General features: G+C 75.7%; 27 protein-coding genes. 15 read left to right on the forward strand and 12 right to left on the reverse strand.

Annotated features, from left to right (window positions below):
- The first annotated feature begins 72 nt into the window (after positions 1-72).
- The 4 genes from ACFU7Z_RS00100 to ACFU7Z_RS00115 all read left to right on the forward strand — a co-directional run bounded on the left by ACFU7Z_RS00100 (position 73) and on the right by ACFU7Z_RS00115 (position 4,028).
- On the forward strand, positions 73-411 hold the full coding sequence (locus tag ACFU7Z_RS00100) for a hypothetical protein (RefSeq protein WP_117487249.1): 339 nt from the start codon (positions 73-75) through the stop codon (positions 409-411).
- A complete protein-coding gene (locus ACFU7Z_RS00105; protein WP_380774962.1) occupies positions 408-1,931 on the forward strand; it encodes a dihydrolipoyl dehydrogenase family protein in 1,524 nt (507 codons plus the stop codon). The genes ACFU7Z_RS00100 and ACFU7Z_RS00105 overlap by 4 nt, the downstream gene beginning before the upstream one ends.
- 128 nt (positions 1,932-2,059) lie before the next feature.
- The gene (locus tag ACFU7Z_RS00110; protein ID WP_074002277.1) at positions 2,060-3,154 is read left to right on the forward strand and encodes a glycosyl hydrolase; all 1,095 of its coding nucleotides are present in this window, start codon (positions 2,060-2,062) and stop codon (positions 3,152-3,154) included.
- A gap of 124 nt (positions 3,155-3,278) precedes the next feature.
- Positions 3,279-4,028: a GNAT family N-acetyltransferase gene (locus tag ACFU7Z_RS00115; RefSeq protein ID WP_380774963.1), complete on the forward strand. Its 750-nt coding sequence runs from the start codon at positions 3,279-3,281 to the stop codon at positions 4,026-4,028.
- Between the two features lie 84 nt (positions 4,029-4,112).
- Here the strand turns inward: ACFU7Z_RS00115 and ACFU7Z_RS00120 are convergent, their stop codons facing one another.
- Entirely contained in the window at positions 4,113-5,075 is a 963-nt protein-coding gene (locus ACFU7Z_RS00120) for a DUF4436 family protein (RefSeq protein ID WP_375875214.1), read from the reverse strand.
- 156 nt (positions 5,076-5,231) lie between these two features.
- Here ACFU7Z_RS00120 and ACFU7Z_RS00125 point away from each other — a divergent pair, with 156 nt between their 5' ends.
- Complete coding sequence (locus tag ACFU7Z_RS00125; RefSeq protein ID WP_049654763.1) at positions 5,232-6,242, forward strand: LacI family DNA-binding transcriptional regulator; 1,011 nt, start codon at positions 5,232-5,234, stop codon at positions 6,240-6,242.
- Positions 6,243-6,327: 85 nt separating this feature from the next.
- On the opposite strand, the gene ACFU7Z_RS00130 is transcribed toward ACFU7Z_RS00125, so the two are convergent.
- From ACFU7Z_RS00130 to ACFU7Z_RS00140, 3 genes are all read right to left on the reverse strand, one after another.
- Complete coding sequence (locus tag ACFU7Z_RS00130) at positions 6,328-6,846, reverse strand: GNAT family N-acetyltransferase (protein WP_049654760.1); 519 nt, start codon at positions 6,844-6,846, stop codon at positions 6,328-6,330.
- Positions 6,847-6,965: 119 nt separating this feature from the next.
- Positions 6,966-7,427 carry a molybdopterin-dependent oxidoreductase gene (locus tag ACFU7Z_RS00135; RefSeq protein WP_074002275.1) on the reverse strand — a complete coding sequence of 154 codons (462 nt, stop codon included), beginning with the start codon at positions 7,425-7,427 and terminating at the stop codon, positions 6,966-6,968.
- A 153-nt stretch (positions 7,428-7,580) separates the two neighbouring features.
- Complete coding sequence (locus ACFU7Z_RS00140; RefSeq protein WP_074002590.1) at positions 7,581-8,048, reverse strand: MarR family winged helix-turn-helix transcriptional regulator; 468 nt, start codon at positions 8,046-8,048, stop codon at positions 7,581-7,583.
- A 130-nt stretch (positions 8,049-8,178) separates the two neighbouring features.
- On the opposite strand from ACFU7Z_RS00140, the gene ACFU7Z_RS00145 reads away from it, so the two are divergent.
- Entirely contained in the window at positions 8,179-8,961 is a 783-nt protein-coding gene (locus ACFU7Z_RS00145; RefSeq protein ID WP_380774965.1) for a dioxygenase, read from the forward strand.
- Positions 8,962-8,997: 36 nt separating this feature from the next.
- Here ACFU7Z_RS00145 and ACFU7Z_RS00150 read toward each other — a convergent pair whose 3' ends face one another.
- Positions 8,998-9,645 (reverse strand): NAD(P)-dependent oxidoreductase, encoded by a 648-nt coding sequence (locus ACFU7Z_RS00150; protein ID WP_049654755.1) that lies wholly within the window; start codon positions 9,643-9,645, stop codon positions 8,998-9,000.
- 191 nt (positions 9,646-9,836) lie between these two features.
- Here ACFU7Z_RS00150 and ACFU7Z_RS00155 point away from each other — a divergent pair, with 191 nt between their 5' ends.
- On the forward strand, positions 9,837-10,454 hold the full coding sequence (locus ACFU7Z_RS00155; protein WP_380774967.1) for a maleylpyruvate isomerase N-terminal domain-containing protein: 618 nt from the start codon (positions 9,837-9,839) through the stop codon (positions 10,452-10,454).
- 9 nt (positions 10,455-10,463) lie between these two features.
- Here ACFU7Z_RS00155 and ACFU7Z_RS00160 read toward each other — a convergent pair whose 3' ends face one another.
- The 3 genes from ACFU7Z_RS00160 to ACFU7Z_RS00170 are packed head-to-tail and all read right to left on the reverse strand — an operon-like array spanning position 10,464 to position 11,855.
- Positions 10,464-10,850, reverse strand: coding sequence for a VOC family protein (locus ACFU7Z_RS00160; protein WP_049654752.1), 387 nt, complete (start codon positions 10,848-10,850; stop codon positions 10,464-10,466).
- Between the two features lie 4 nt (positions 10,851-10,854).
- Complete coding sequence (locus tag ACFU7Z_RS00165) at positions 10,855-11,400, reverse strand: GNAT family N-acetyltransferase (protein WP_241852856.1); 546 nt, start codon at positions 11,398-11,400, stop codon at positions 10,855-10,857.
- Positions 11,397-11,855, reverse strand: a complete 459-nt coding sequence (locus ACFU7Z_RS00170; RefSeq protein WP_049654748.1) for a group II truncated hemoglobin — start codon at positions 11,853-11,855, stop codon at positions 11,397-11,399. The genes ACFU7Z_RS00165 and ACFU7Z_RS00170 overlap by 4 nt, the downstream gene beginning before the upstream one ends.
- Before the next feature lie 242 nt (positions 11,856-12,097).
- On the opposite strand from ACFU7Z_RS00170, the gene ACFU7Z_RS00175 reads away from it, so the two are divergent.
- From ACFU7Z_RS00175 to ACFU7Z_RS00185, 3 genes are read left to right on the forward strand one after another with little or no spacing between them, the layout of a single operon-like run.
- Positions 12,098-12,862 carry an SDR family NAD(P)-dependent oxidoreductase gene (locus tag ACFU7Z_RS00175; protein ID WP_380774968.1) on the forward strand — a complete coding sequence of 255 codons (765 nt, stop codon included), beginning with the start codon at positions 12,098-12,100 and terminating at the stop codon, positions 12,860-12,862.
- 20 nt (positions 12,863-12,882) lie between these two features.
- Positions 12,883-13,320: a MerR family transcriptional regulator gene (locus tag ACFU7Z_RS00180; RefSeq protein ID WP_380775017.1), complete on the forward strand. Its 438-nt coding sequence runs from the start codon at positions 12,883-12,885 to the stop codon at positions 13,318-13,320.
- A 51-nt stretch (positions 13,321-13,371) separates the two neighbouring features.
- A complete protein-coding gene (locus ACFU7Z_RS00185; RefSeq protein ID WP_380774969.1) occupies positions 13,372-14,907 on the forward strand; it encodes an AMP-binding protein in 1,536 nt (511 codons plus the stop codon).
- An 18-nt stretch (positions 14,908-14,925) separates the two neighbouring features.
- Here ACFU7Z_RS00185 and ACFU7Z_RS00190 read toward each other — a convergent pair whose 3' ends face one another.
- On the reverse strand, positions 14,926-15,750 hold the full coding sequence (locus ACFU7Z_RS00190) for a LuxR C-terminal-related transcriptional regulator (RefSeq protein WP_380774970.1): 825 nt from the start codon (positions 15,748-15,750) through the stop codon (positions 14,926-14,928).
- A 147-nt stretch (positions 15,751-15,897) separates the two neighbouring features.
- Here ACFU7Z_RS00190 and ACFU7Z_RS00195 point away from each other — a divergent pair, with 147 nt between their 5' ends.
- The 3 genes from ACFU7Z_RS00195 (at position 15,898) to ACFU7Z_RS00205 (ending at position 17,970) form a co-directional block, all read left to right on the forward strand.
- A complete protein-coding gene (locus tag ACFU7Z_RS00195; RefSeq protein WP_380774972.1) occupies positions 15,898-16,716 on the forward strand; it encodes a TIGR03084 family metal-binding protein in 819 nt (272 codons plus the stop codon).
- Positions 16,717-16,787: 71 nt separating this feature from the next.
- Positions 16,788-17,402, forward strand: a complete 615-nt coding sequence (locus tag ACFU7Z_RS00200; RefSeq protein WP_380774974.1) for a hypothetical protein — start codon at positions 16,788-16,790, stop codon at positions 17,400-17,402.
- An 85-nt stretch (positions 17,403-17,487) separates the two neighbouring features.
- A complete protein-coding gene (locus ACFU7Z_RS00205) occupies positions 17,488-17,970 on the forward strand; it encodes a hypothetical protein (protein ID WP_380774976.1) in 483 nt (160 codons plus the stop codon).
- Positions 17,971-18,027: 57 nt separating this feature from the next.
- Here ACFU7Z_RS00205 and ACFU7Z_RS00210 read toward each other — a convergent pair whose 3' ends face one another.
- From ACFU7Z_RS00210 to ACFU7Z_RS00220, 3 genes are all read right to left on the reverse strand, one after another.
- Positions 18,028-21,276 (reverse strand): error-prone DNA polymerase, encoded by a 3,249-nt coding sequence (locus ACFU7Z_RS00210; RefSeq protein WP_380774978.1) that lies wholly within the window; start codon positions 21,274-21,276, stop codon positions 18,028-18,030.
- Positions 21,277-21,397: 121 nt separating this feature from the next.
- Positions 21,398-23,086 carry a DNA polymerase Y family protein gene (locus ACFU7Z_RS00215; RefSeq protein WP_380774980.1) on the reverse strand — a complete coding sequence of 563 codons (1,689 nt, stop codon included), beginning with the start codon at positions 23,084-23,086 and terminating at the stop codon, positions 21,398-21,400.
- Between the two features lies 1 nt (position 23,087).
- On the reverse strand, positions 23,088-23,723 hold the full coding sequence (locus tag ACFU7Z_RS00220) for a hypothetical protein (protein WP_380774982.1): 636 nt from the start codon (positions 23,721-23,723) through the stop codon (positions 23,088-23,090).
- A 383-nt stretch (positions 23,724-24,106) separates the two neighbouring features.
- Between ACFU7Z_RS00220 and ACFU7Z_RS00225 the strand changes: the two genes are divergently transcribed.
- Positions 24,107-24,766 carry an ArsR/SmtB family transcription factor gene (locus ACFU7Z_RS00225; RefSeq protein ID WP_380774984.1) on the forward strand — a complete coding sequence of 220 codons (660 nt, stop codon included), beginning with the start codon at positions 24,107-24,109 and terminating at the stop codon, positions 24,764-24,766.
- Positions 24,763-25,518 carry an SRPBCC domain-containing protein gene (locus ACFU7Z_RS00230; protein ID WP_380774987.1) on the forward strand — a complete coding sequence of 252 codons (756 nt, stop codon included), beginning with the start codon at positions 24,763-24,765 and terminating at the stop codon, positions 25,516-25,518. The genes ACFU7Z_RS00225 and ACFU7Z_RS00230 overlap by 4 nt, the downstream gene beginning before the upstream one ends.
- Positions 25,519-25,550: the final 32 nt, after the last annotated feature.

Here is a 25,550-nt window from a genome sequence, read left to right on the forward strand (position 1 = left end):
CGTCCGTCGCGCAACCGCGCCCGGACCGGCAGGATGGGGCCCACGCCGTACCCGAGCGAGGAGCGAGCACCCGTGCGCGAGCAGCCCAGCCGGACCGAACCGCCGGACGCCGTGCCGGAGTTCCGGCCGGACGGCGGTCCGGGGCCGGCCGGCCCGCGGCGTGCCCGGCTCGGCTCCCGCGCCCCGCTCACCCCGCGCTCCCTTCTCGCCCCACGCGTCCCGCGCTCGCGCGACCGGCGCGAGAAGTGGCCGCGGTGGGCGGTCCGGGTCACGCTCGGGTACGGAACCGCAGGCGGCAGCGGCGGGCCCGGGGTCGGGCGCGACAGGCCGCTCGACACCCGTGGGCGCACGCCCGCCGCCCCCGCCCGGCGGGCCGGGGCGGCCATCGAGACGACGGAGGACAGGGCATGACCAGCACCGCCGAGGAGTACGACGTCATCGTCCTGGGGGCCGGTCCGACCGGCGAGAACGTGGCCGACCGGACGGTCGCCGCCGGGCTGCGCACCGTGATCGTGGAGGCCGAGCTGGTCGGCGGCGAGTGCTCGTACTGGGCCTGCATGCCGAGCAAGGCGCTGCTGCGGCCGGTGGCCGCGCTGGCCGACGCCCGCGCGGTGGCCGGCTCCCGGGAGGCGGTCGGCGACCGGCGGCTGGACCCGGCCGCGGTGCTGGCCCGGCGGAACTCCTTCACCTCCGACTGGAAGGACGACGGCCAGGTGGAGTGGCTGCGGGACACCGGCATCGAGCTGGTGCGCGGCCACGGCCGGCTGGCCGGGGTGCGGACGGTGACGGTGGAGGCCGAGGACGGCAGCGAGCGGGTGCTCACCGCCCGGCACGCCGTCGCGGTGTGCACCGGCAGCCGCCCGGTGCTGCCCGCGCACGTGCCGGGGCTCGCCGAGGCCCACCCGTGGACCAACCGGGAGGCGACCGGGTCGCAGACCGTCCCCGGGCGGCTGGCGGTGGTCGGCGGCGGGGTGGTCGGGGTGGAGATGGCCGCCGCCTGGCGGGCGCTCGGCTCCGAGGTGGTGCTGCTGGTCCGCGGTGACGGGCTGCTGCCGCGGATGGAGCCGTTCGCGGGCGAGCTGGTCGCGGAGGGCCTGCGGGCGGCCGGGGTGGACCTCCGCTTCGGCACCGAGGTCACCGCGCTGGAGCGGGTGGACGGCTCCGGGCCGGTGACCCTCACCCTCGCCGCCCGGGACGGCCGGAACGGGGACGGAAAGGGCGGGGACGGCCAGCACGGGGACGGCCAGGGCGGGACCGGGACGCTGACCGTCGACGAGGTGCTGTACGCGACCGGCCGGGCCCCGCGCACCGCCGACATCGGGCTGGAGCAGGTCGGCCTGAAGCCGGGCGGCTGGCTGGAGGTGGACGACAGCTGCACGGTGCTCGGCGTGGACGGCGCGGAGGGTGTGGACGGCGCGTGGCTCTACGCCGTCGGGGACGTCAACCGCCGGGCGCTGCTCACCCACCAGGGCAAGTACCAGGCCCGGATCACCGGCGCGGCGATCGCCGCCCGCGCCGAGGGGCGCCCGCTGGACACCTCGCGCTGGGGCGCGCACTCCGCGTCCGCCGACCTGGCGGGCGCGCCCCAGGTGGTGTTCACCCAGCCCGAGGTCGCCGCCGTCGGCCTGACCCGGGCCGCCGCCGAGGCCGCCGGACTGCGGGTGCGGACCGTCGACCACGAGATCGACTCCGTCGCCGGGGCCTCGCTGTACGCCGACGACTACCGCGGCCGGGCCCGGGTGGTCTTCGACCTGGACCGGCAGGTGATCGTCGGCGCCTGCCTGGTCGGCCCCGGGGTCGCCGAACTGCTGCACTCGGCGACCGTCGCGGTGGTCGGCGAGGTGCCGATCGACCGGCTCTGGCACGCGGTGCCCTCGTACCCGACGATCAGCGAGGTCTGGCTGCGGCTGCTGGAGGACTGCCGGGGGTAACGGCACCCCCGGCACGGACGGCCCCCGGGCGGTCGGCGCGGCGAGATGTGACCACCGGTGGACGGCGGGACACTGGCACTCGGGGGCCGTCCCGGGGGGCCGTTGCTCGTGACCAGGTGGTGTGAGACATGACCGAGGTGCTGTTGGCCGTCGGAACCGAGAAGGGCCTCTTTCTCGGCCGCAGCCGCGACCGGCTGACGTGGGAGTTCAGCGGGCCGCACTTCCCGATGAACGCGATCTACTCCGTCTCCGTCGACCGCCGCGACGGCCGGACCAGAGTGCTGGCCGGCGCCGACAGCAGCCACTGGGGGCCGTCGATCTGGCGCTCCGACGACCTCGGCGCGAGCTGGTACGAGCCCCCGCGGCCGGCCATCCGCTTCCCGGAGTCCACCGGCGCCTCGCTCACCCGGGTCTGGCAGCTCCAGCCCGCCGGGGCGGAGGCCCCCGGCGTCGTCTACGCGGGCACCGAGCCCGCCGCGCTGTTCCGCTCCACCGACGGCGGCGAGACCTTCGCCCTGGTCGAGGCGCTCTGGAACCACCCGCAGCGGCCGCAGTGGGGCGCCGGCTACGGCGGCCAGGGCCTGCACACGATCCTGACCGACCCGCGTGACCCGCAGCGGCTGCTGGTCGCCGTCTCCAGCGGCGGCGTCTACCGCAGCAAGGACGGCGGCGACAGCTGGCAGCCCTCCAACACCGGCCTGCGCGCCGAGTTCCTCCCGGAGGAGAGCCAGTACCCGGAGTTCGGCCAGTGCGTGCACAAGATCGCCCCGGACCCGGTCCACCCGGACCGGCTCTACCTCCAGAACCACGGCGGCGTCTACCGCAGCGACGACTGGGGCGCGAGCTGGCGCTCGATCGTGGACGGCCTGCCCGCCGAGTTCGGCTTCGCCGTGGCCGCCCACCCCCGCCGGGCCGACACCGCCTACGTCTTCCCGCTCGGCGGCTCGGACGACCGCATCCCGCCCGGCCGCCGCTGCCGGGTCTTCCGCACCACCGACGCCGGCACCAGCTGGCAGCAGCTCGCCCACGGCCTGCCCGGCGAGGACCACTACGGCATCGTGCTGCGCGACGCCCTGCGCACCGACGACGCCGACCCGGCCGGGATCTACTTCGGCAACCGGACCGGCGACGTGTACGGCAGCCGGGACGAGGGCGAGAGCTGGTCCCTGCTGGTCTCCCACCTGCCGGACGTGCTCTGCGTCCGGGCGGCGGTGGTGGCCTGACCCGGTGGCTGCCCGATGCGGTGCCGGCCCGACGCGGTGGTGGCCGGAAATAACCGGTTGCCGGACGGCGGGGCCTCGGTGAACATGGCCGCCGACGAACGATCACGCGATTGTGGGGTGGGCCATGGCCGAGGACTGGGTGGTCAGGCGGGGTGCCGACGGCGAGCCGGTGCTGCGCTACCTGCTGGACGAGCGGGAGGGCCGGCCCTGGGCCGACCTGCTGGAGGTCCTGGACGAGTCGGTGGACGCCGCCGCGTTCGTCCGGGCCGAGCTGCCCGGCTGGGTGGTCTCCGGCCCGCCCGGGCTCGGGCAGGAGCTGGTGGCGCACGGCGCGCGGGTGCTGCGGCACGCCCACACCTTCCGCCGCGACCTGCGCGCCGACCCCCCGCCCGCCGACTGGGCCGGGACGCCGCTGCGCGAGGGCCTGCGGGCGGTGCCCTGCGACCGCGCGCCCGAGGAGCTGTACGAGGCCTGGCGGGCCGCCTTCGCCCCCGACCACGTCGACTTCTACCCGGGCGAGGACGCCCGGGTGGTGGCCGAGCGGATCACCCCGCTGCTGGAGGGCGAGGTCATCGGCCCGGTGCTGCCGTCCAGCCTGCTCGCCGTGGACGCCGAGGACCGCGTGGTCGCCGGGCTGATCCTCACCGACCGCGACGGCCTGCCCTGGATCGGCGACGTCTTCCGCCACCCGGAGCGCGGCTACCGCGGCCTCGGCGCCGACCTGCTGCGCCGCGCCGTCGGGGACGCCGCCGAGCGCGGGCTCGCCGACGTGACGCTGGTGGTGTCCGAGGGCAACCCGGCCCGCCGGGTCTACGAGTCGCTGGGCTTCCGGCTCCAGGAGACGTCACTGACGGTGGTCGTGCCCGACGCCTGAACCCCTGAGCCTCCGGGCCTCCGAACCCCTGAACCTCTGACCCCCTGAGCCGAGTGGCCGGGCCGCCGGACACGTGCGCCCGGGCTACTCCTTGTGCCCGCCCTCGATCCGGGCGCCCCGCACCACGACCATGGTCAGGCCGACCGCGACCAGCAGCTCCGCCCAGAAGAACGCCGCGTAGTCCAGCAGCGAACCGATCGGCGGGCTGCCGGGCGCGGCGTTGCGCATGCCGACCAGGGCGAACAGCGTGGCCGCCATCCAGCCGAGGGCGGGCCAGACGATGCCGCGCCGCTGGCGGACGATCAGCCAGGCCGCCACCAGCACGGACAGCGCCAGCGCCCACATCGCGGCCATCATGAACCAGGCCAGGATGAAGGTGCTGCGCGAGCGGCTGATCCGCTCGGTCACCACGACGGCGCCGCCCTCGCTCTGCTGCTCGGCCTGCTTGAAGACGAAGAAGGGGTCGGCTTCCTCCACGCCGATCACCACCGGGACGGGCTGCCCGCCGGCGGTGGCCTGGAAGCCGATCAGCGCGTGGTAGTGGTCGAAGGGGTAGTCGGTGACCCGGCCGTCGAGGAGGCTGAACGCCACCGCGCTGGAGGCGACCTGCTGCCCGGCCGGGTACCTGAGCACGGTCTGCTCCAGCGAGGTGGTCTCCAGCACCACGTCCCGGGCCGGGACCAGCAGGCTGTCCGGCTGCTCCAGGGCGCCGTGCGGGTGGACCAGGACCTTCGCGGTGAGCGTCTGCGCCGCCGCGTCCACCCGCTGGAGCGTCACGTCGACCTCCAGGAAGTCCGGGCCGGGCACCGTCCCGACCACCTGGACGCGGCCGCGACTGGAGCGTTCGTCGAGGTAGAGCAGCAGCCCGGCGACGACGGACAGCACGATCGCCGCCACCACGGCGTACGCGCGCCAGGGCCTGACCTTCGGCCGGGGGGCGGTGCCCGCGCCGCGCGCCCGGGCGTGGACGCGGACCCGCGGCCGGGCCGCCGGGCGCGTGCGCCGGACGGCCCGCCGGTGCGGCGGCGCGCCCATCGGCCTGTTCATCGGCCTGCTCCACGGTCGGCGGTGGCGGCTGCGGGTGCCGCCTGTCCCGCCACCCTCCGGGCGGCCGCGGCCGGGGCGCAACCGCAGAGGGCCGATCGGGCGGGCCCGAGACTCGGCAAAGACGCTGGTCGGAGGGGCTGTGTAGGCTCAACGGTCATGGCGAGGGTGACACGGGACGATGTGGCGCGGGTGGCGGGGACGTCCACGGCGGTCGTGAGTTATGTGATCAACGACGGGCCGCGGCCGGTGGCGGCGGCGACCCGGGCGCGGGTGCTCGCGGCGGTCGAGGAGCTCGGCTACCGGCCGAACCGGGTCGCCCAGGCGATGGCCCGGCGGCGGACCGACCTGCTCGGGATGGTCGTCCCGGACGCCCGCCAGCCCTTCTTCGCCGGGCTCGCGCACGCCGTCGAGCAGGCCGCCGCCGAGCACGGCCGGCTGCTGCTGATCGGCAACTCCGACTACGCCGACGAGCGCGAGGCGCACTACATCCGCGCCTTCCTCGGGATGCAGGTGGACGGTCTGGTCCTGGTCACCCAGGACCCGGCCACCCCCGGGCTGACCGGCTTCGACGTGGCCGACGGCACCCCGGTGGTGCTGCTGCACCACCGGGCGGAGAGCACCGGCGGCGTCGCCGTGGTCGCGGACGACCAGGGCGGCGCCCGCGAGGTGGTCCGCCACCTGCTCGGGCACGGGCACGCCGAGGTGCACTGCTTCGGCGGCACCCTCGCGCTCAGCCCGCACGACCCGGTCACCGGGCGGACGGCCGGCTGGCTCGCCGCGCTGGAGGAGGCCGGGCTGCCCACCGAGGGACGGCTCACCCCGGCGCCGTTCGACCGGGTCCGGGCGCACGCCGAGGCGCTCGCCCTGCTCGCCCGTCCCGACCGGCCGTCCGCCGTGTTCTGCACGACGGACGACCAGGCGATCGGCCTGCTGCGGGCCGCCGACGACCTCGGCATCCGGGTGCCGGAGGACCTCGCGGTGGCCGGCTTCGACGACATCGCCGAGGCGGTGATCGCCGGGCCCGCGCTGACCACCGTCACCACGGCGCAGGACGAGATGGCCCGGGCCGCGGTGGAGCTGGTCCTCGGCGGGCCGGAGCGCCGCGCCCAGGGCGCCCGCACCTTCCCGGCCCAGCTGGTGGTCCGGCGCTCCTGCGGCTGCCCGTAGGGGACGGCACGGGGCTGAGGCCGGGGGCGACCCCGGACCGGCCGGGCAGCGGCGCGGGGCTGGCGTCGGGGACGGCGCGGGCGCCTCAGCCTTCGAGCAGTTCGTCCGCGAGCAGGTCCATCAGCAGGTTGTCGTGCCAGGTGCCGTCCGGCCCGCGCTCGTACTGGCGCATGGTGCCGACGGTGCGGAAGCCGACCTTGGTGTAGCAGCGGATCGCGGCGAGGTTGTCCGCGGCCGGGTCGATCACCAGCCGGTGGTAGTGGTGGTCGTGCACCAGGTACCGGGCCATCGTGCGCACGGCGTCGGTGCCCAGGCCCAGGCCGTGCACCGTCGGGTCGAGGTAGAGGTCCATCCCGGCGTGCCGGTACTCGTCGTCGTTGTTGGCGTACCACTGGATGGCGCCGACCACCTTGCCGCCGAGGTCGATCGCGAAGGTCTCGGTGCCGGGCGACTCCAGGTCGTTGGCGACCTCGTCGGCCAGGTCGTCACCGCCACGCCAGCGTTCGAACACCTCGGGCGTGCCGCGGATGGCCGCCAGCGCCGGGATGTCGTCGCCGGTGGCCGGGCGGAGCGTGACCAAGGTGCCGTGCAGAATCGTCCCCATATGGGGCATGTTGGCACGGAAACCCGGCTCCGGCGAGTGTTTTCGACCCGCCGTCCGGCCCCTTCCGGCGTGCGGCCTCGGGGCCGGGGCCGCACGCGCGCGAGGCGGGCGCCCGGGCGTCAGGCGGTGGGGCGCGCCGGGTCGCCGAGCGGGCCGAGCCAGACGGCCGTGACGGCGCTGACGTAGCGGGCGCCGCAGTGGTCGCCGGGGACGACGAGCTGCGGACCGGCGGCGTCCAGCGGGGCGCCGTCCATGCTGGTGGCGAGCAGGATCTGCTGGCCGCCGAAGTCCGGATCGATCTCGGCCCAGGAGACCACCGCCCGGTGGCCGTCGGCGCCGGCCACCGAGAGCAGGAAGCGCAGCCGCTGCTTGCGGCCGGAGAAGTCGATCCGGGGCCGGGCCGCTCGCAGCACGTCCAGCAGCGCCGGGCCCTCGTAGCCGTGGCGCTGCTCGCCCGCGGTCCGGCAGTCGAAGCTGACCTCGACCCGGCGGGCGGGGAGGGCACGCAGCTGCGCCACCGTCAGCTCGGCGGGGCGGTCGAGGTGGCCGTGCAGTCGGACGGTGGGTCTCGCCGGGGTCATGGGTGCTCCCTCCTCCCGGGCCACGGCGCCGCGGCCCGGGAGGAGGAGTACCCGAGCGGCGGCCGGAGCATTCGCAGATGCGATGGATCAGGCGGACTTCCACTCGCAGGTGCGGGCCCTGGGCCCGGGTGGCGGCTGTCGGCGGGGCCGGCCCTACGGGGTCTCGTCCTGGCGCAGCCGGGCACTGACGGCACCGAGCCCCTCGGCGAGCACCGCGAGCTGCTCGCGGCTGAGCACGTCGATCAGCAGCTCGCGCACCAGGGCGACGTGCCCGGGCGCGGCCTGGCGCAGCGCCTCGCGGCCCTGGTCGGTGAGTTCGGCGATGACGCCGCGCACGTCGCTGGGGCAGGAGCGGCGGGCGACCAGGCCGGCCCGCTCCAGCTGGGTGACCTGGTAGGTGAGGCCGCTCTTGGAGGTGACCAGCCTGTCGGCGAGCTCGGTCATCCGCAGCGAGTCGCCGGGGGCGGCGGACAGGTGCACCAGGATCTCGTACTGCTGGTGGGAGAGTCCGGAGTCGTCCTTGAGCTGGCGTTCCAGCCGCCGGTTCAGCAGGTTGCTCGCGACGACGAAGCCCCGCCAGGCGGCCGCCTCGTCCGGGTCCAGCCAGCGGGGTTCGTTCAGTGTGGACATGGGGTGAAGCCTACTCCTGTTGTTCAAATTCGAACGAAGGTGTACCGTCGGTTCCGTAAAGGTTCAAATTTGAACTACCTGTCGGACTACCTGCCGGTCGAACGGCCCCGAGGAGGACGCCATGAGCACCGCGGCCCCTGAGCGCATGCCCGCCCTGTACCTGTCGCACGGCGCGCCGCCGCTGGCCGACGACCCGGTCTGGCCGGGCGAGCTGGCCGCCTGGTCCGCCGACCTGCCCCGGCCCAAGGCCGTCCTGATGGTCTCCGCCCACTGGGAGGAGGCCCCGCTCGCCCTCGGCGCCGTCACCACCGTCCCGCTGGTCTACGACTTCTGGGGCTTCCCCGAGCACTACTACCGGGTCCGGTACGCCGCCCCCGGCGCGCCGGACCTCGCCGAGCGCGTGCGCAAGCTGCTGCGCGCCCCCGGCACGCCCGTCCAGGACATCCCCGACCGCGGGCTCGACCACGGCGCGTACGTCCCGCTGGTGGAGATGTACCCGGACGCCGACATCCCGGTGCTCCAGGTCTCGCTGCCCACCCTCGACCCGCAGCGGCTGATGGAGATCGGCCGCAAGCTCGCCCCGCTGCGCGACGAGGGCGTGCTGATCGTCGGCAGCGGCTTCTTCACCCACAACCTGCGGGCGCTCAGCAGCGACGGCCGGATCACCTCGGTGATGGCCGAGTTCGACGACTGGGGCCGGCGCGCCCTGGAGGCCCACGACCTCGACGCGCTGCTCGACTTCGAGCACAAGGCCCCGGCCGGACGCCTGGCCCACCCGCGCACCGAGCACTTCGCCCCGCTGTTCGTCACCCTCGGCGCCGGCGAGGCCGACCTGGACAGCCAGCGCAGCGTCATCGACGGGTTCTGGATGGGCCTGGCCAAGCGCTCGATCCAGCTGGGGTGAACCCCTCACCTTCGAACGCCCCGCCTGCCGGACCCCTCACAGGGAGCAGCAGGTGAACCGCTCGCCGATGTGCTCGGGCTGCTCGATCTCGTCCACCAGGGCGACCGCGTAGTCCGCCACCGAGATCCGGCTCTGCCCCTCGGCATCGGTGAGCAGCTGGTCCAGGCCGGTGCGGTAGCGGCCGGTCCGCTCCCCCGGGCCGATCTCGGCGGCCGGGCTGAGCACCGTCCAGCGCAGGTCGGAGACCGTCCGGTAGTAGTCCAGCGCCGCGCCGTGGGCGTGCATGATCTGGAGGAGCGGCTCCGGCAGGCCCGGGGCGTCCCAGACCCGCACGCCCGGCGCGGTCTCCAGGTTGCCCGCCCCGCCGACCGCGATCAGCCTGGGGGCCGCGCCGCCCAGCGTGCGCAGGCCTTCGACCAGGGAGCGGGCGGCGGGCTCGACCAGCGCCTGGTGGCCCGGGCCGTCGCCGCCGCCGACGGCGCTCACCAGGACGTCCCGGCCGGCCGCGACCCGGGCCACGTCCGCCGGGTCCAGCACGTCCGCGCGCTCCACGGCGGCGGCCGCGCCCCGGTAGCGGTCCGGGTCCCGGACCACCGCGGTGACCTCGTGCCCGCGCGCCGCCGCCTCCCTGACGACCGCGCTGCCGATGGTGCCGCCGGCGCCGATCACGGCGATTCTGGCCATGGGTACCTGCCTGGGTGCTCGCGGGTGGGGCGGCGTCGGACCGCGGGACGCTGGATCGCAGGGCGCCGGACGCCGGACGCCGGACGCGCCGGACAGGACCGATTATCGGATGAACTCCCGGCGCGAGCCGGGGCACTGGGCCTATCGTGTGACGCCCCGGACACCCCGGACGCCCCGTCGAAGGAGTGGTCATGCGCAACGGCGACGCCGTACCAACCGCCAACGGCGACGCCGTACGGACCGCCCTGGACGCCGCCCTGGCCGTCCTCGCCCCGCACACCGGGAACCGCGACTGGGACGCCCCCGCCGGACTCCTGGAGTGGAGCTGCCGCGACACCGCCGCCCACATCGCCCACGACCTGCTCGCCTACGCCGGCCAGCTCGCCGCCCGCCCCCGCGACCGCTACCTGCCGCTGGACCTCACCGTCCGGCCCGAGGCCGACCCGGCCCAGGTGCTCACCGTGGTCACCGCCGCCGGGCACCTCCTCGCCACCGCCCTGGACGCCGCCCCGCCCGAGCTGCGCGCCTACCACCACGGGCCCTGCGAACCGCTCGGCTTCGCCGCGATGGGCGTCGCCGAGACTCTGCTGCACACCCACGACATCACCCGCGGCCTCGGCCTGCCCTGGCAGCCGCCCGCCGAACCGTGCCGCTTCGCGCTCGACCGGCTCTTCCCGCACGCACCGCGGGAGCCGGATGCCCACCCGGCGGAGGTCCTGCTCTGGTGCACCGGGCGCGGGGAACTGAACGGCCGCCCGCGCAAGTCCTCGTGGACCTGGCGGGCGGCCATGGGCGAGTGGCCGGACTGATCCGACCGGTCAGGCGCTCCCGGTGGCGATCCGCTCGGCCTGGCTGCGCTCGATGCAGAACTCGTTGCCCTCCGGGTCCCCGAGGGTGACCCAGCCCTTGCCGTCCGGGAGGCGGTGGTCCGCCAGCACGGTCGCCCCGAGGGCGACCAGGCGCTCCACCTCCTCGTCCCGGCTGCGGTCCTGCGGCTGGAGGTCGAGGTGGACCCGGTTCTTCGCCGCCTTGCCCTCGGGCACCCGGATGAAGAGCAGCGAGGCGCCGGCGGAGTTCACCACCGCCTCCTCGTCGCACGGGTTGTCGTCCTCGCCCAGGGTGCCGTCCAGCGCCTGCGCCCAGAAGGAGGCCAGGGCGTGCGCGTCGCCGCAATCGATCGTCACATGTCGTACCAGAGATGCCATCCGCCTACTCTGACCTGCGCGGTTCGGGTTCGTCCAGCCATTTGCGGGAGTGCCGGTGGCCGTCCAGCGGAAAGGGCGGGAAGGGCGGGAGCAGTTCCACGAACGGGTAGCCGGCCTTCTCCGCGACCCGGCAGGAGGCGGGGTTGTCCACCTGGTGCAGCAGGTCGATCCGGCGCAGGCCGCCCTCGGCGAAGGTGGCGAAGGCCCAGGCGGTGAGGGCCTCCACCGCGCGCGGGGCCACCCCCCGGCCGCGGGCCGGGGCCGCCGTCCAGTACCCCACCTCGGCCGTCTCCCCACCGGGAGTGGGGTACTTGAGAGCGACGTTGGCGACGAGCTCGGCGCCGTCCAGGACGGCGAAGCTGTACCGGGTGCCCGCCGCCCGGCCCTCCTCCTGGAGGCGCAGCCAGTGCGCGGCCTCCTCGGCGTCGCCGACCGGGGTCCGGGTGAAGCGGCGCAGGGTCGCGTCCCGGTAGGCCTCGATCAGGGCCGGCGCGTCGGCGTCCTCGAAGGGGCGCAGCAGCAGGCCGTCGGCCGTCAGGGCGGCGGTCACTTGAGGCCCTCCCAGCCCCAGCGCGGGGTCGGGCCGGGATCGCCGAGGTCGGTGCCGGCCGGGGAGCCGGAGACGTCCTCGGCGATCCGGGTGCCCCAGTCGAAGTACTCCAGCACCCGGCGGCGCAGCAGTTCGTCCCCGGGCAGCTCCGCGCGGACGGCCTCGGCCATCAGCTCCATCCAGCGCAGCCGCTGCTCCTCGGTGACGGCCAGGCCCAGGTGGGCGCGGAGCAGCGCCTGGTGGCCGCCCAGTCGGTCGGTGTAGCCGGTCGGGCCGCCGAACACCTCGGCCAGCCAGACCGCGACGTGCTCGATGTGGGTGGGGGTGAAGTCGGCGAAGACCGGCGCGAGCAGGGGGTCGGCGAGGGCGCCCCGGTAGAAGGTCCGGCTGAGCCGGCGCAGGACGTCGATGCCGCCGACGGCCTCGTAGAGCGTGCCGGGCCGTTGGTCGTTCATGGCTGTGCTCCCCGTGGGTGAACCGTACGTTGCGACCTTCCTAGCAGCCGGAGGGCCCGGTCGGCGCGGCCCCGGGCCCGCTGTTCGCGCCGGGCTCGGCGGGCGGAGGCCCGGACTCCCCCGCCCGGGCCCGGGTGGCGGGCGGGGTGGGCCCGGGTGCGCGGTGTCCTGGCGGACCGACCCGACGGCTCCGCCGTTCCCGCTTGACCCTGACGCTGGCGGCAGGGTCGGAGGGTGGGCCCATGGACGACGAGAGCGGGACGCGGAGCCGGGTCGTGGTGGTCACGGGGGCCGGGACGGGGATCGGGCGGGAGACGGCGCTGGCCTTCGCCGCCGAGGGGGCGCGGGTGCTGGCGGTGGGGCGGCGGCCGGAGCCGCTGGCCGCGACGGCCGCCGCGTACCCGGCGCTGATCGAGCCGCTGGCCGCGGACGTGACCGGGCCGGGCGCGCCGGAGGAGATCGTCCGGGCGGCACTGGAGCGGTTCGGACGGCTGGACGTGCTGGTCAACAACGCGGCGATCGTGCGGAGCGGGCAGGGGATCGGCGGCTTCGACCGGGCGGGCGTCGAGGCGCTGCTGGCGACCAACCTGGTCGCCCCGGTGCTGCTCGGCCAGGCCGCGGTGCCGGCGCTGAGCGGGAGCCGGGGCGTGGTGGTCAACGTCAGCACCGCCGTCGGGCAGCGCGGCTGGCCGAGCAACTCGGTGTACGCGGCGACCAAGGCGGCGCTGGAGACGGTCACCCGCAGCTGGGCGGTGGAGCTGGCGCCGCGCGGGATCCGGGTGGTGGCGGTGGCACCCGGGGCGATCGACACCCCGATCGGCGACCACTCCGGGTACGGCCCCGAGCAGCGGGCGGCGATCCGGAAGTGGCAGATCGAGCACACCCCGCTGGGCCGGATCGGCCGCCCCGAGGAGGTCGCCTGGGCGATCACCCGACTCGCCTCGCCGCGGGCCTCGTTCGTGACCGGCGTAGTGTTGCCGGTGGACGGCGGCGCACTGGTGGGCTGACCGGGAGGGGACGGGTGGCGGTGCGGATCGGCGAGCTGGCGACCCGGACCGGCAGTACCGCGCGCGCTCTGCGGCACTACGAGCAGGCCGGGTTGATCGACTCCGAGCGCGCGCCGAACGGCTACCGCGAGTACGGCGAGCCGGCGGTCGTCCGGGTGCGCAACATCCGTGCGCTGGTGGCCGCCGGGCTCACCCTGGAGGACGTCCGCCCGCTGCTGGGCTGCCTGGACGGGGACGTGCTGGCGGTCCGGCCGTCCGAGCAGGTGCTGGGGATCGCCCGGCGGCGGCTGGCGGTGCTGGAGCGCCGGATCGCCGCCCAGACGGAGGCCCGGGACCGGCTGGCGGCGGCGCTGGCGGCGGCCGGGGTGAGCGCGGACGGAGCCCACGCGGACGGAGCCGAGATGGACGGGGCGGTGGCGGGCGGGGTGAGCACGGACGGGGTGGGCGCGGACGGGTGACACCCCCGATCGGGGGTGTGCAGGGGGCGGGTGGGGGAGGACAGTGGCCCCATGCAGATTCCACTCTCCGTGATGGACTTCCTCGACCGGGCCGAGCTGGTCTACGGCGACCGGGTCGGCATCGTCGACGAGCCCGTGCAGCCGGCCGAATCCTGGGGCGAGCTGAGCTACCGCAGGGTCGCCGAACTGGCCCGGGCCCAGGCCGCCGGGCTGGACCGGCTCGGTGTCGGGCCGGGCGAGCGGGTCGCGGTCGTCTCGCACAACTCGGCCCGGCTGCTGACCTCCTTCTTCGGGGTGAGCGGGTACGGCCGGGTGCTGGTGCCGGTGAACTTCCGACTGAAGGCCGAGGAGGTGTCGTACATCGTCGAGCAGAGCGGCGCCTCCGTGCTGCTGGTCGACCCCGAGGTCGCCGACGCCCTGGACGGGGTGGTGGCCAAGCACAAGTTCGTGCTGGGCGCGGACAGCGACGCCGTGCTGTACGACACCGACGCCACCCCGCGGCGGTACGCGGTGGACGAGAACGACACCGCCACCATCAACTACACCAGCGGAACCACCGCCCGCCCCAAGGGCGTTCAGCTCACCCACCGCAACGTCTGGCTGAACGCGACACTGATGGCCCTGCACTACGGGGCCGGCGACCGGGACGTCTACCTGCACACCCTGCCGATGTTCCACGCCAACGGCTGGGGCCTGCCGTTCTCGCTCACCGGCCTGGGCGCCCGGCACATCGTGCTGCGCAAGGTGGACGGCGCGGAGATCCTGCGCCGGGTCGAGCGGCACGGGGTGACCTTCCTGTCCGGCGCGCCCGCCGTGGTCCAGATGGTGCTGGACGCGGCCGCCGACTGGGACGGCCCGGTGCCCGGCCGGGACCGGGTGCGGCTGGTGGTGGCCGGCGCCCCGCCGCCGACCTCGGTGATCCAGCAGGTCGAGGAGCAGCTGGGCTGGGAGTTCATGCAGCTCTACGGTCTGACCGAGACCTCCCCGGTGGTCACGGTCAACCGCTCGCGGGCCGAGTGGGACGCGCTGCCGGCCGCCGAGCGGGCCGAGAAGCTGGTGCAGGCCGGCTCCCCCGCGCTCGGCACCCGGCTGCGGGTGGACGCGTCCGGCGAGGTGCTGGTGCGCTCCAACACCGTGCTGGACGGCTACTGGCAGCAGCCGGAGGCCTCGGCCGAGGCACTGCGGGACGGCTGGTTCCACACCGGCGACGGCGGCACCCTCACGGACGGCCTGCTGACCATCTCCGACCGCAAGAAGGACGTCATCATCAGCGGCGGGGAGAACGTCTCCTCGATCGAGGTGGAGGACTGCCTGTACGACCACCCGGCGGTCGCCGAGACGGCGGTGATCGGGGTGCCGCACGAGAAGTGGGGCGAGACGGTGAAGGCGCTGGTGGTGCTCCGGGAGGGCCACGAGGCCGTCACCGAGGCCGAGTTGATCGCGCACTGCAAGCAGCGGCTGGCCGGCTACAAGTCGCCCACCACGGTGGAGTTCCGGGACGCCCTGCCGCGCACCGCCACCGGGAAGCTGCAGAAGTTCCGGCTGCGCGAGCCGTACTGGACCGGGCGGGAGCGCCGGGTCAACTGAGGCCGCGCCGGGGGCCCGTCAACCGACGAGCCCCGACTCCCTCGCCGCGAGGGCGAGTTCGGTCCGGTTGCGGACGCCGAGCTTGTGCATCGCGGACTTGAGGTAGCCCGTCACCGTGTTGCAGGTCAGGCCCAGTCGGGCGGCGATCTCCGGGTTGGTCCGGCCGGTCGCCGCCCAGCGCAGCACCTCGTGCTCGCGCGGGGTCAACGGCGGTACGGGGGCGGCCGTCCGGGGCTTGTCGAAGGGCTTTCCGCAGGACTGCTCGCAGGGCTTTCCGCCGGGCCGTTCGCGGCTCCAGGCGGCGGCCCCGGCCAGTGCCCGGGTCGCCGCCTTCGCCAGGGTGCCGACCGCGGAGATCCGCACGTCCCCGAACGGGACGACGGCGCGCAGCGAGGCGTACACCACGCCGTGCACGGTGTCGCCGTCCATCAGCGGGACGGTGAGCATCGCGTACAGGTCCTCGGCGGCCACGGCCGCGTCGTAGTGGTGCGAAATGGTCGTCGCCGCACGGTAGTCGGGCACCCAGCTGGGCGCGCGTTCGGCGAGCGCCCGGCCGCCGAGGCCGAGTCCGGCCGGGACGGGCACGTCGTGCAGCAGGTCGGCCCGGGTGCCGGCCCAGTGCCGCAGCACCATGCCCTCGCTGCCGGGACGGCTGCCGGGCAGCGGCTCGGGCACGCCGACCAGGCCGACGTCGGCGCCGCACTCGGCCACCACCCGGCGGGCGAGGTCGCCGAGCACGGCGTCCCGCACCAGCTCGGCGGCGCGCGCGGCGAGTTCGGGGTCCTCGGGTCGCGCGGCGTCGGCGACGGGGTGCGCAGGATGGGGGTCCGCAGCCCTGGTCATCGCGGAATTGTCACACGCGGTGCGGCCGGTGGCGAGAGTCCTGACGTGCGTGTTTCGTGGAGTGGCGGACGCCGCCGCCGGGCCGGGAGTAGTGTCCGGCCGTACGCTACCGGCGGGTAGCAACTGCCGTGACCGGAAAGGGAGCCGATGACCGAGCCGAACGCGCCGGGCGACGTGCTGGGCGGCCTGCTGGCGGACCTGCGGGCCGAGAGCGCGGTGCTGGACGACCTGGTCGCCGGGCTGCCGGCCGAGGAGTGGGCCCGCCCGACCCCCGCCGAGGGCTGGACGGTGGCGCACCAGATCGCCCACCTGGCCTGGACCGACGACTGGACGGCCCTGGCCGCGCGCGACCCGGAGGGCTTCGGCGCGTCGCTCGGCGGGCACTTCACCGAGCTGCTGGCGGCCGGCGCCGACCCGGTCGAGGACGGCGCCCGCGCCGGACTGTCCGCCGGGCCCGCGGCGCTGCTCGCCCGCTGGCGGGCCGGGCGGGCGGAGGTGCTGGCCGCGCTCGGCGCCGCTCCGGCCGACGCCCGGCTGCCCTGGTTCGGCCCGCCGATGAAGCCCGCCTCGATGGCGACCGCCCGGCTGATGGAGACCTGGGCGCACGGCCAGGACGTCGCGGACGCGCTCGGCGCCACCCGCGAGCCCACCGACCGGCTGCGGCACATCGCCCACCTGGGGCTGCGCACCCTGGGCTTCGCCTTCACCCTGCACGGACTGGCCGCGCCCGAGCGCCCGGTCCGGCTCGACCTGACCGCGCCCGACGGCGGGTCCTGGTCCATCGGCCCGGCCGGGGCGCAGGACGTGGTGGCCGGCCCCGCCCTGGACTTCTGCCTGCTGGTGACCCAGCGCCGGCACCGGGACGACCTCGCCCTCACCGCCACCGGGCCCGTCGCCACCGCCTGGCTCCCGATCGCCCAGGTCTTCGCCGGGGCGCCGGGCAAGGGGCGGCCGCCCGGGGCGTAGGGGCGGCGCACCAGGCAAGGCACGGCGGCCCGGGGCGCGGGCGGACCGCCGGGGTTGGTTGAATGGCGCCCATGGACAACCTGCTCAACCGACTGCCCGCCATCCCCGACCTGCGCGACCGCTGCCGCGCCCTCGCCACGCTCGACGCGATCCTCAGCCCCGACGACTGGGAGGCGCGGTACCACTCCTTCGACGCCTCCTGGGACGAGGGCGAGGAGTTGGCCTCGATGCGCGACGGCGAGGGCGACGACTGGTGCCTGGTCTTCTCCCCCGTCGGCGCCTACGGGCGCGGCTTCGACCACGAGGCGCCCAACGCCCCGGAGCTGCTCGCGGCCGTGCCCGAGGAGTTCCGCCGTTTCGCCGAGGAGCCCGCCTTCGGGGACGAGGACGGTCCGACGGTCACCCGCTGCTTCTGGCGCGCCCACGAGGACGGCGCCTGGCGGGGCGCGGCCGCCGAGCGGGGCGCGGAGGGCCTCTTCGACCTGCTGCTGGACGGCTCGGCCGCCGGGTACCGGGCCTGGGCCACGGAGTACTTCGAGCCGGAGCACGAGCTGGACCTCGCCGCGATCGAGCACGTCCTGGCGCTGCGCCCGCTCACCCCGGCCGTGCTGGCGGCGCTCAACCCGGACATCGACGAGGAGGAGCTCGCCGTCGACCTCGCGGAGATCGGCTACCCCGCCGCCTGACGTATCGTCACATCTGTTGGGCAGTACGGGTACACCACTCCTTCCGGCGATGGGCCGGAGCCTTCCGGGGTGGTGGAATGCCCGCATGATCCGTACACGTGCCATGCGCACCGCACTGTCCTTCACCGCCGCCCTGCTCGCCGTCGGCGGCCTGGCCGCCACCCCCGCCCAGGCCGCCGTCGCGGCGCCCGCCCCCGTGGTCGCCGGGGCCCAGGTCCGGGCGGCCACCCCGGCCGCCCAGCAGGTGCTCACCTTCCTGGAGGCGTACCGCAACGCCGTGGAGGGCGGGGGCGGCACCGAGAGCCCGCGGCAGGTCCGCGAGCAGTACCTCTCCCCGTACCTGAACTACCGGCTGGACCAGTGGGCGATGCGGAACGACGCCGATCCGGTGTTCCGCGCGCAGAACGTCCCGGCGAGCTGGTCGGCCCAGCAGGTCAAGGAGGAGGAGGGCTACGCCTCCGTCCGGCTGACCGAGTTCTGGAGCGGCGGGGGCAGCCAGGACGTCTGGTACACCGTCCGCCTCACCGACCTGCGGATCTTCGACCTCGGCGACCGGCCCGCCTTCTAGCCGTACCCCGACGCGTCGACGCGCGCCGCCTCACAGGCACACGCCGGCCCGCCCCGTTCAGAGGCCGATCCGGAGCGGGGTGAGCCGGGTGGCGACCAGGTTGGTCGCACCCCGGTCGCGCTCGACGCGGCCGTGCACCAGCAGTCCGGCCCGGTCCAGGGCGGTGCGGCGCTGGGACTCCCAGACCGGGCGGTTGCAGATCACGTTGATCAGCCCGGTCTCGTCCTCCAGACTGAGGAAGAGCACCCCGCCGGCCGTCGGCGGCCGCTGCCGGTGGGTGACCAGACCGCCGACCACCACCTCCGTTCCCGGTGGCACATCCGGGAGTTGGGCGGCGCTGAGCGCGCCGCCGCGGTCCAGGTGGGCGCGCAGGTGCTGGAGCGGGTGGCTGGTGGCGGAGGTGCCGGTGGCCCACAGGTCGGCGATGGTCTCCTCGACCGGGCTCATGCCGGGCAGCTCCGGCGCCTCGGTCCCGGGGGTGGTGCCGGGGATCAGGCCGTCCGAGATCCCGGCGAACGCCCCCGCCGCCCACAGTGCCTGACGCCTCGTCAGTTCGAAGCAGTCGAAGGCCCCCGCCGTCGCCAGCGCCTCCAGGGCGGGACCGGGCAGGCCGGTGCGGCGGGCGAAGTCCTCCAGGTCGGCGTACGGCTGCCCGGCCACGATCGCCTCGGCCTGCGGGGTGCCGATGCCGCGCACCGTCTCCAGGCCGAGCCGGATCGCCGGCTGCGGGCGCCCGGCGGTCAGCGGCGGTTTCGGGGTCGGCCCCCGGTACGGCTCCAGGGTGGGCCGCGCCCCGCTGGCGTTGACGTCCACCCCGCGCACCCGCACGCCGTGCCGCCGGACGTCCGCGACCAGGCTGAGCGGCGAGTAGAAGCCCATCGGCTGGTTGGCCAGCAGGGCGCAGGTGAAGGCCGCCGGGAAGTGGTGCTTCAACCAGGCGCTGGCGTACACCAGGTAGGCGAAGCTGATCGCGTGGCTCTCCGGGAAGCCGTAGTTGGAGAAGGCCTCGATCTTGCCGTAGACGTCCTCGGCCACCTCGGCCGGGATGCCGCGCTCGGCCATCCCGGTGAGCAGCCGCTCGCGCAGCCGGGCGACCCGCTCGTGCGAACGCTTGGCGCCCATCGCCTGGCGCAGCCGGTCGGCCTCCTCCGGGGTGAACCCGGCGCAGTCGATGGCGAGTTGCATCATCTGCTCCTGGAACAGCGGCACCCCGAGGGTCTTGCCGAGGGCGTTCTCCATCAGCGGGTGCGGGCAGCCGGGCGGCTCCGCCCCGGCGCGGCGGCGCAGGTACGGGTGGACGGAGCCGCCCTGGATCGGGCCGGGGCGGATCAGCGCCACCTCGACCACCAGGTCGTAGAAGTGGTCCGGCTTGAGCCGGGGCAGGGTCGCCATCTGGGCCCGGGACTCGACCTGGAACACCCCGACGGTGTCCGCCCGGCGCAGCATCGCGTACACGCCCTTGTCGTCGTCCGGAATGGTGGCCAGGTCGTAGCGCAGGCCGTGGTGCTCCGCGACCAGGTCGCAGGCGTCGTGCAGGGCGGCGAGCATGCCCAGGCCGAGCAGGTCGATCTTCACCAGCCCGGCGCCGGCGGTGGACTCCTTGTCCCACTGGAGCACGGAGCGCCCGGGCATCCGGGCCCACTCGGTGGGGCAGATCTCGCCGATCGGCTCCTTGGTGAGCACCATGCCGCCCGAGTGGATGCCCAGATGGCGGGGCAGGCCGTGGAGCTGGGCGGCGAGTCGGAGCACGTCGGCGGGGATGACCGCGTCCGCGCCGGGGGCGGAGCGGAAGTCGGTCTGCCGGCTGAACGCGTCCACCTGCCCCTGCGGGTAGCCGAGCACCCGGGCGGCGTCGCGGATCGCCAGCCGGGGCCGGTAGGTGATCACGTTGGCGACCTGGGCGGCGTGCTCGCGCCCGTAGCGGCGGTAGACGTACTGGATGACCTCCTCGCGGCGGCGGTTCTCGATGTCCAGGTCGATGTCGGGCGGCCCGTCCCGGGCGGTGGAGAGGAAGCGTTCGAACAGCAGCTTGTAGTGGACCGGGTCGACGGCGGTGATCCCGAGGGCGTAGCAGACCGCCGAGTTGGCGGCCGAGCCGCGGCCCTGGCACCAGATGTCCCGGCTCCGGCAGAAGTCCACGATGTCGTGCACGATCAGGAAGTAGCCGGCCAGGTCGAGGTCCTCGATCACGTCCAGCTCCTTGGCGAGCTGACGGCGGGCGGCCGCGTTGCCGGAGCCGAAGCGGGCCGGGCCGCCGGCCGCGACCAGGGCGCGCAGGTGGCCGATCTCGGTCCCGCCCGCGGGGACGGGGAAGCCTGGCAGCTCCGGGTCCAGCCGGGCGAAGTCGAAGGCGCAGGCCCGGCCGAGCTCGGCGGTGGCCCGCTGCACCCCGGGGAAGCGGGCCAGCCGGCCGGCCATCTCCCGGCCCGAACGCAGGTGCGCGGTGCCGGCCGCGCTGGTCCAGCCGACCGCGTCCTGGAGGGTGCGGCGCTCGTGCAGGGCGGCGAGGCTCTGCGCGAGGCGGCCCTGGGCGGGGCCGGCGTGGTGGGCGTTGGTGGAGGCGACGACGGGGAGCCGCGCCTTCGCCGCGAGGGCGGCGAGGGCGTCGTTGCGCCGGTCGTCGCCGGGCAGCCACTGGTCGATCAGCTCGACGTGGACGTTCTCCGGGCCGAACGCCTCGGCGAGGGTGCGGAGCCTGCGCTCGGCCTCGCCCTGGTCCGGGCCGTGCCTCCCGGCGAGCGCGGCGGGGACCCGGCCGAGGCGGCAGCCGGTGAGCACCGCCCAGTGGCCGTCGTGCGCCCCGGCGAGCGCCCCGAGGTCGTACACCGGGTTGCCCTTGGCGCCGCCGGCCAGCTGGGCGGCGGCGATCGCGGCGGAGAGGCGGCGGTAGCCGGCCGGGTCGCGGGCGAGGACCAGGAGGTGCTCCTCCGTCCCGCCGTCGCGGATCGTCAGCTCGGCGCCGAACACGGTGGCCAGGCCCGTGCCCCGGGCCGCCTCGGCGAGCCGGACGGCGGCGTACAGGCCGTCGTGGTCGGTGATCGCGAGGGTCTCCACGCCGAGCCGGACCGCCTCGGCGACCAGGTCCTCCGGGTCGCTGGCGCCGTCCAGGAAGCTGAAGGCGGAGTGGACGTGCAGTTCGGCCCAGGGGGTGGCGGGCTGCTCCGGTGCGGCGGGCTGCTCCGGTGCGGCGCATTCGGGAGCCGGGGCGGGGCGGCGCAGCGGGACGACCGTACGGTCCGGCGCCGCGCCGGTCAGCCGGCGGTGCAGCTCGCTCCAGGGGAGCGTGGGGTGGCTGGTGAAGCCCATCGGGGGTTGCCTTCGTCGTTCTCGTGCTCGTCCTGCTCCCCCCTGCTCGCCTACTCGGCCTTCTCGGCCCGCTCCCTTCGGCCCTGCCCTTGCGGCCTGCTCCGTTCGGGTGCCGGGGCCGCTAGTCGTAGCCGGCCTCCAGGTACCAGGCACCCCCCTCCACGGTGAGCAGCAGCGCCCGGCCGCCCTCCACCACGACCTGGAACCGCGCCCGGCGCCGGGCCAGCGACTGGTCCCACCAGTACTCGACCGCCGGCCAGGGCCCGGTCCAGCCGTCCACCCGCTCCTCCCGGCCCCGGACCACGACCAGGGCCGGCCGGGCCGACACCCCCGCCCGGCCGTCCACCATGACCGGCCGCCCGGCCCCGTCCAGCACCCGCACCGGCGCCGGCTCCCGCAGCACCACGGCAGGCCACACCTCCGGCAGCCGCCCCGGCCACGGCGCGTCGGACGGCACCGCCGCCTCGTACGGCTCGCCCCACGGCACCTTCACCGCCTGCTCGCCCGGGCCGCGCCCGCCGGCCGGCTCGATCCGGCGCAGCCCGGCGTGGCCGAGCACCGCCTGCACCCGGGCGACCGCCCGCTCCACCCGGTCGTCCGCGACGGCCTGGCCCCACAGCGCGAGCTGGCGGCCCTGGTCCGGGGAGAGGCCGTCGGGGGCGAGCCGGAGCAGGGTGAAGCCGGTGTCCTCCCCGCCGTTGCCGTCGCCGTCGCCTGTGCCGGTGAAGGTGCCGGTGCCGGTGCCGGTGAAGGTGCCCGCGCCCTGCCAGGCCTGGAGCTGCCAGCGGACCCGCTCGGCCAGCGCCGTCGCGGACAGCCGGCCCTCGTGCCGCCACAGCCGGGAGGCCGTCCGGCCGTCCGCGCAGGCCACCTCGACGGCCACCCGGCGGCAGGTCAGCCCGGCCCCGGCCAGCCGCTGGTGCAGCTGCTCGGCCAGCGCGCGGGCGACGAACACCAGCGGTTCGGCCGACGGCTCCGGCGGGTCGAAGCGCTGCTCGACGGCGAGGTCCGGCTCCTCGTCGCGGGGCACCAGCGGACGCGGCTGCAAGCCGCGGGCCAGCCGGTGCGCGACCGTCCCGGACGGGCCGAAGCGGTCCGCGACCGACTCGGCCGGCAGCGCGGCGAAGGCCCCGACGGTGGGCAGGCCGAGCCGCCCGAGCAGTTCGGCCAGCGCCTCGTCGCCCAGCGCGCTCACCGGGTACGGGGCGAGGAACTCCGCCGTCCGTCCGGCCGGGACCAGCACCCCGGCCCGGGCGGCGAGCACGGCGGCGAACAGGCCGTCGGCGACACCGACCCGGGCCCGGGGGGCGGTGGTGGCCGGTGGAGGGGCGGTGGGCTGCCGCTCTTCGACGGCCGGCGCGCCCGGGACGGCGTCCGGGATGAGCGGCTGCCCGAGGGCGTCCGCCACCGCCCTGCCGACCTTGGCGGCCAGCGCCTCCTCGCCGCCGAAGTAGCGGCCCGGGCCCTTCACCGGGATCGCGCACAGGCCCGGGCGGATCACCTCCACCCGGGGCGTGAACGCCTCCACCGCCGCGACCACCGGCTCGAAGCGGCGGGTCTCCGCCTCCGGGTCGCGGTCGCGCAACTCCAGCTCCGGGCAGAGCCGTTGGGCCAGCTTGAGCCGCTGCCCCTGCCGCACCCCGGCCGCCCGGGCGCCCTCCGAGCAGGCGAGGATCCGCCCGCCCTCGGTCACCGCGACCGGGTCGTCGCCGGTGACGGCCGCCACCGGCCAGTCCGGGCACCAGACCACCAGCACCCGGGGGGTCCTGTCGTCCGCCGTCCCGGATGCCATCGCTGTCTCGGCCGTCACCTCAGACCACCGCCGCCACGCGGGGTGCCATCGGCTCCGCCGCCGGTATCACCGTGGGTTCCGCCACCGGCTGCGGCTGCTCCTGGAGCGGACGCACCGCGCCGTACTCGTCCGGCAGCCAGAGCCGGGCCGTCCGGCCGCGCACCGCCGAGCCGCGGCCTTCGGCCACCACCTCCACCTGTCGGCCGACGAGCTGTCCGTGGCCGTCGCCCAGCCCGAACCAGCGCCCGGAGCGCACCCCCAGCCGCAGTGCCGCGCCCGGCCACGGTCCGGCGACCAGCAGCACGCAGCCGCTGCGCCGCAGCACCGCCGCCAGCCGGGCGGCCAGCTTCGGCGGCACCGGCCCGTCCGGGCGCAGCATGATCAGCTCGACCGCGCCGGCCAGCACCGAGACCACCTCGGCCCAGTGCGGCCCCGGGTCGTCCGCGACCAGCAGTCGGCGCAGGTCCAGCCCGTACCCCTCGGCGGCGGCCAGCCCCAGGTCCGGCAGTCCGACCGCCGCGGCCCAGCCGCCCTCGGTCTCCTTCACCCCGGCGGCGAGCGCCAGCAGCAGCCCGGTGTCCCCGCCCGCCACCGACACCGCCGTCCCCCGGCGCAGCCCGGCCTCGGGCAGCACCTCCCGCAGCGCGGACGGCACCGGCAGCAGCCCCCGCCCCTCCCTCTGCTCCCCGTCCTCCCCCTGTTGCCCCCGTTTTCCCGACACGGCAGCCGGGGACGCCACCGGGCGGAGCACGGGGCGTGCGGTCTGCTCGGCGGTGGATTCGAAAAAAGGTTCGAAAACGGGCACACCCCCAGGATCGAACATTCGTTCGCAAAGATTCAAGTCCGATCCGTCCACCCCACCCGTCACTCTCCGCTGTCCCGCCTCGGCGGGGCTGCGCGGATCGCGGCGCGGGGCTGCGCACCTCGGCGCGGCCGCCGGAGGCTCCGGCACCGGACGGGCGACACCGTTCGTCCGACCGGACTACCGACAAACGTTCTTTCCTTGACAAATTTTTTTGTCGGACAGATGCTGGAAGGGTGCTGGAAGTCGCCGTGATCGAAGAACCCGCCGCGGCCGAGGCCTCGCTGGACCCCCTGCGGTCACGCCTCCTCGCCGCCCTGACCGAGCCCGCCTCGGCCGCCATGCTGGCCGCCCGGCTGGGCCTGCCCCGGCAGAAGGTCAACTACCACCTGAAGGAACTGGAGCGGCACGGCCTCGTCGAACTCGACGAGGAACGCCGCAAGGGCAACGTCACCGAACGGGTGTACCGCGCCACCGCGGCCTCCTACGTGATCTCCCCCAGCGTCCTGGCCGCCGTGAGCCCGGACCCCGCCCGCTCCCCCGACCAGCTCTCCGCCCGCTGGCTGCTGACGCTCGGCTCCCGGCTGGTGCAGGAGGTCGGGGCCCTGCTGACCGGCGCCTCCCGGGCCCGCCGGCGGGTCGCCAGCTTCGGCATCGACGCGCAGGTGCGGTTCGCCTCCGCCGCCGACCGGGCCGCCTTCGCCGAGGAACTGGCCCAGTCCGTGGCCACCCTCGTCAGCCGCTACCACGACGAGTCCGCCCCCGGGGGCCGCAGCCACCGGGTGATCGTCGGACTCCACCAGATCCCCGCCGCCCAGCCCGGCCCCGGGGCGGAGCAGGACGGACCCGGCACGGAACAGGACGTCACCCGGGCGGACCAGGAGGACCCACGATGACCCACCCGTTCGAGATCGAGCTGGAGACCTCCCTGCCGGCGAGCCCGGAACAGGTCTGGGAGGCGATCGCCACCGGACCGGGGATCGACTCCTGGTTCATGGGCCGCAACGAGCTGGACCCGCGCGAGGGCGGCACCGCCGTCATGGAGACCGGGGGCCACCGCGCGGAGGCGGTCGTCACCGCCTACGAGCCTGGCAAGCGCCTGGCCACCCGTACGGCCACCGGCGAGGACGGCCGGTTCATGGCCTTCGAGTACCTGATCGAGGGCCGGGACGGCGGCGCCACCGTGCTCCGCGTCGTCCACAGTGGCCTGCTCGGTGACGACTGGCAGGACGAGTACGACGCGCTGCGCCGCGGCTGGCCCTTCCACCTCCACACGCTCCGCGAGTACCTCACCCACTTCCCCGGCCGTACCGCCGTCCCCGTCTTCGCCGCCGCACCGTCGGGCGGCCGGACGGAACCGGAGGTCCGGGCCCTCCTCGCCCGCGCCCTGTCGCTGCCGCTCCCGGTCGCCGCGGGCACCCGGGTCCACGGCGAACCGGCAGGCCTGCCGCCGCTGGACGGCGAGGTGGTCTGGGCGGACGACGAGCGCTTCGAGGTCCGCACCGCCGACGGGCTCTACACCTTCCACCACGGCTCCGGCCTGGTGCTGATGTTCCACCACCTCTTCGGCCCGACTCCGGACGGGGCCGGGACCGGGGCCGAGGCCGAGGCCGCCTGGCAGCGGTGGCTGGCCGGAGCCCTCGCCTGACCTTTCGGACCTTCGGGCCATCGGACCTTCAG

The organism is Kitasatospora sp. NPDC057518 (genome assembly GCF_042802075.1).
Taxonomy (GTDB): Bacteria; Actinomycetota; Actinomycetes; order Streptomycetales; family Streptomycetaceae; genus Kitasatospora.

Excerpts from the sequence above, each read along its gene's own strand:
- ACFU7Z_RS00115 (WP_380774963.1), top strand. The coding sequence starts at position 3,279 with ATGGCCGAGGACTGGGTGGTCAGGCGGGGTGCCGACGGCGAGCCGGTG.
- ACFU7Z_RS00150 (WP_049654755.1), bottom strand. The coding sequence starts at position 9,645 with ATGGCCAGAATCGCCGTGATCGGCGCCGGCGGCACCATCGGCAGCGCG.
- ACFU7Z_RS00210 (WP_380774978.1), bottom strand. The coding sequence starts at position 21,276 with ATGGGCTTCACCAGCCACCCCACGCTCCCCTGGAGCGAGCTGCACCGC.
- ACFU7Z_RS00230 (WP_380774987.1), top strand. The coding sequence starts at position 24,763 with ATGACCCACCCGTTCGAGATCGAGCTGGAGACCTCCCTGCCGGCGAGC.
- ACFU7Z_RS00170 (WP_049654748.1), bottom strand. The coding sequence starts at position 11,855 with ATGAACGACCAACGGCCCGGCACGCTCTACGAGGCCGTCGGCGGCATC.
- ACFU7Z_RS00155 (WP_380774967.1), top strand. The coding sequence starts at position 9,837 with ATGCGCAACGGCGACGCCGTACCAACCGCCAACGGCGACGCCGTACGG.
- ACFU7Z_RS00105 (WP_380774962.1), top strand. The coding sequence starts at position 408 with ATGACCAGCACCGCCGAGGAGTACGACGTCATCGTCCTGGGGGCCGGT.
- ACFU7Z_RS00125 (WP_049654763.1), top strand. The coding sequence starts at position 5,232 with ATGGCGAGGGTGACACGGGACGATGTGGCGCGGGTGGCGGGGACGTCC.
- ACFU7Z_RS00205 (WP_380774976.1), top strand. The coding sequence starts at position 17,488 with ATGATCCGTACACGTGCCATGCGCACCGCACTGTCCTTCACCGCCGCC.
- ACFU7Z_RS00190 (WP_380774970.1), bottom strand. The coding sequence starts at position 15,750 with ATGACCAGGGCTGCGGACCCCCATCCTGCGCACCCCGTCGCCGACGCC.
- ACFU7Z_RS00135 (WP_074002275.1), bottom strand. The coding sequence starts at position 7,427 with ATGACCCCGGCGAGACCCACCGTCCGACTGCACGGCCACCTCGACCGC.
- ACFU7Z_RS00195 (WP_380774972.1), top strand. The coding sequence starts at position 15,898 with ATGACCGAGCCGAACGCGCCGGGCGACGTGCTGGGCGGCCTGCTGGCG.
- ACFU7Z_RS00160 (WP_049654752.1), bottom strand. The coding sequence starts at position 10,850 with ATGGCATCTCTGGTACGACATGTGACGATCGATTGCGGCGACGCGCAC.
- ACFU7Z_RS00200 (WP_380774974.1), top strand. The coding sequence starts at position 16,788 with ATGGACAACCTGCTCAACCGACTGCCCGCCATCCCCGACCTGCGCGAC.
- ACFU7Z_RS00145 (WP_380774965.1), top strand. The coding sequence starts at position 8,179 with ATGAGCACCGCGGCCCCTGAGCGCATGCCCGCCCTGTACCTGTCGCAC.
- ACFU7Z_RS00120 (WP_375875214.1), bottom strand. The coding sequence starts at position 5,075 with ATGAACAGGCCGATGGGCGCGCCGCCGCACCGGCGGGCCGTCCGGCGC.
- ACFU7Z_RS00185 (WP_380774969.1), top strand. The coding sequence starts at position 13,372 with ATGCAGATTCCACTCTCCGTGATGGACTTCCTCGACCGGGCCGAGCTG.
- ACFU7Z_RS00110 (WP_074002277.1), top strand. The coding sequence starts at position 2,060 with ATGACCGAGGTGCTGTTGGCCGTCGGAACCGAGAAGGGCCTCTTTCTC.
- ACFU7Z_RS00130 (WP_049654760.1), bottom strand. The coding sequence starts at position 6,846 with ATGGGGACGATTCTGCACGGCACCTTGGTCACGCTCCGCCCGGCCACC.
- ACFU7Z_RS00175 (WP_380774968.1), top strand. The coding sequence starts at position 12,098 with ATGGACGACGAGAGCGGGACGCGGAGCCGGGTCGTGGTGGTCACGGGG.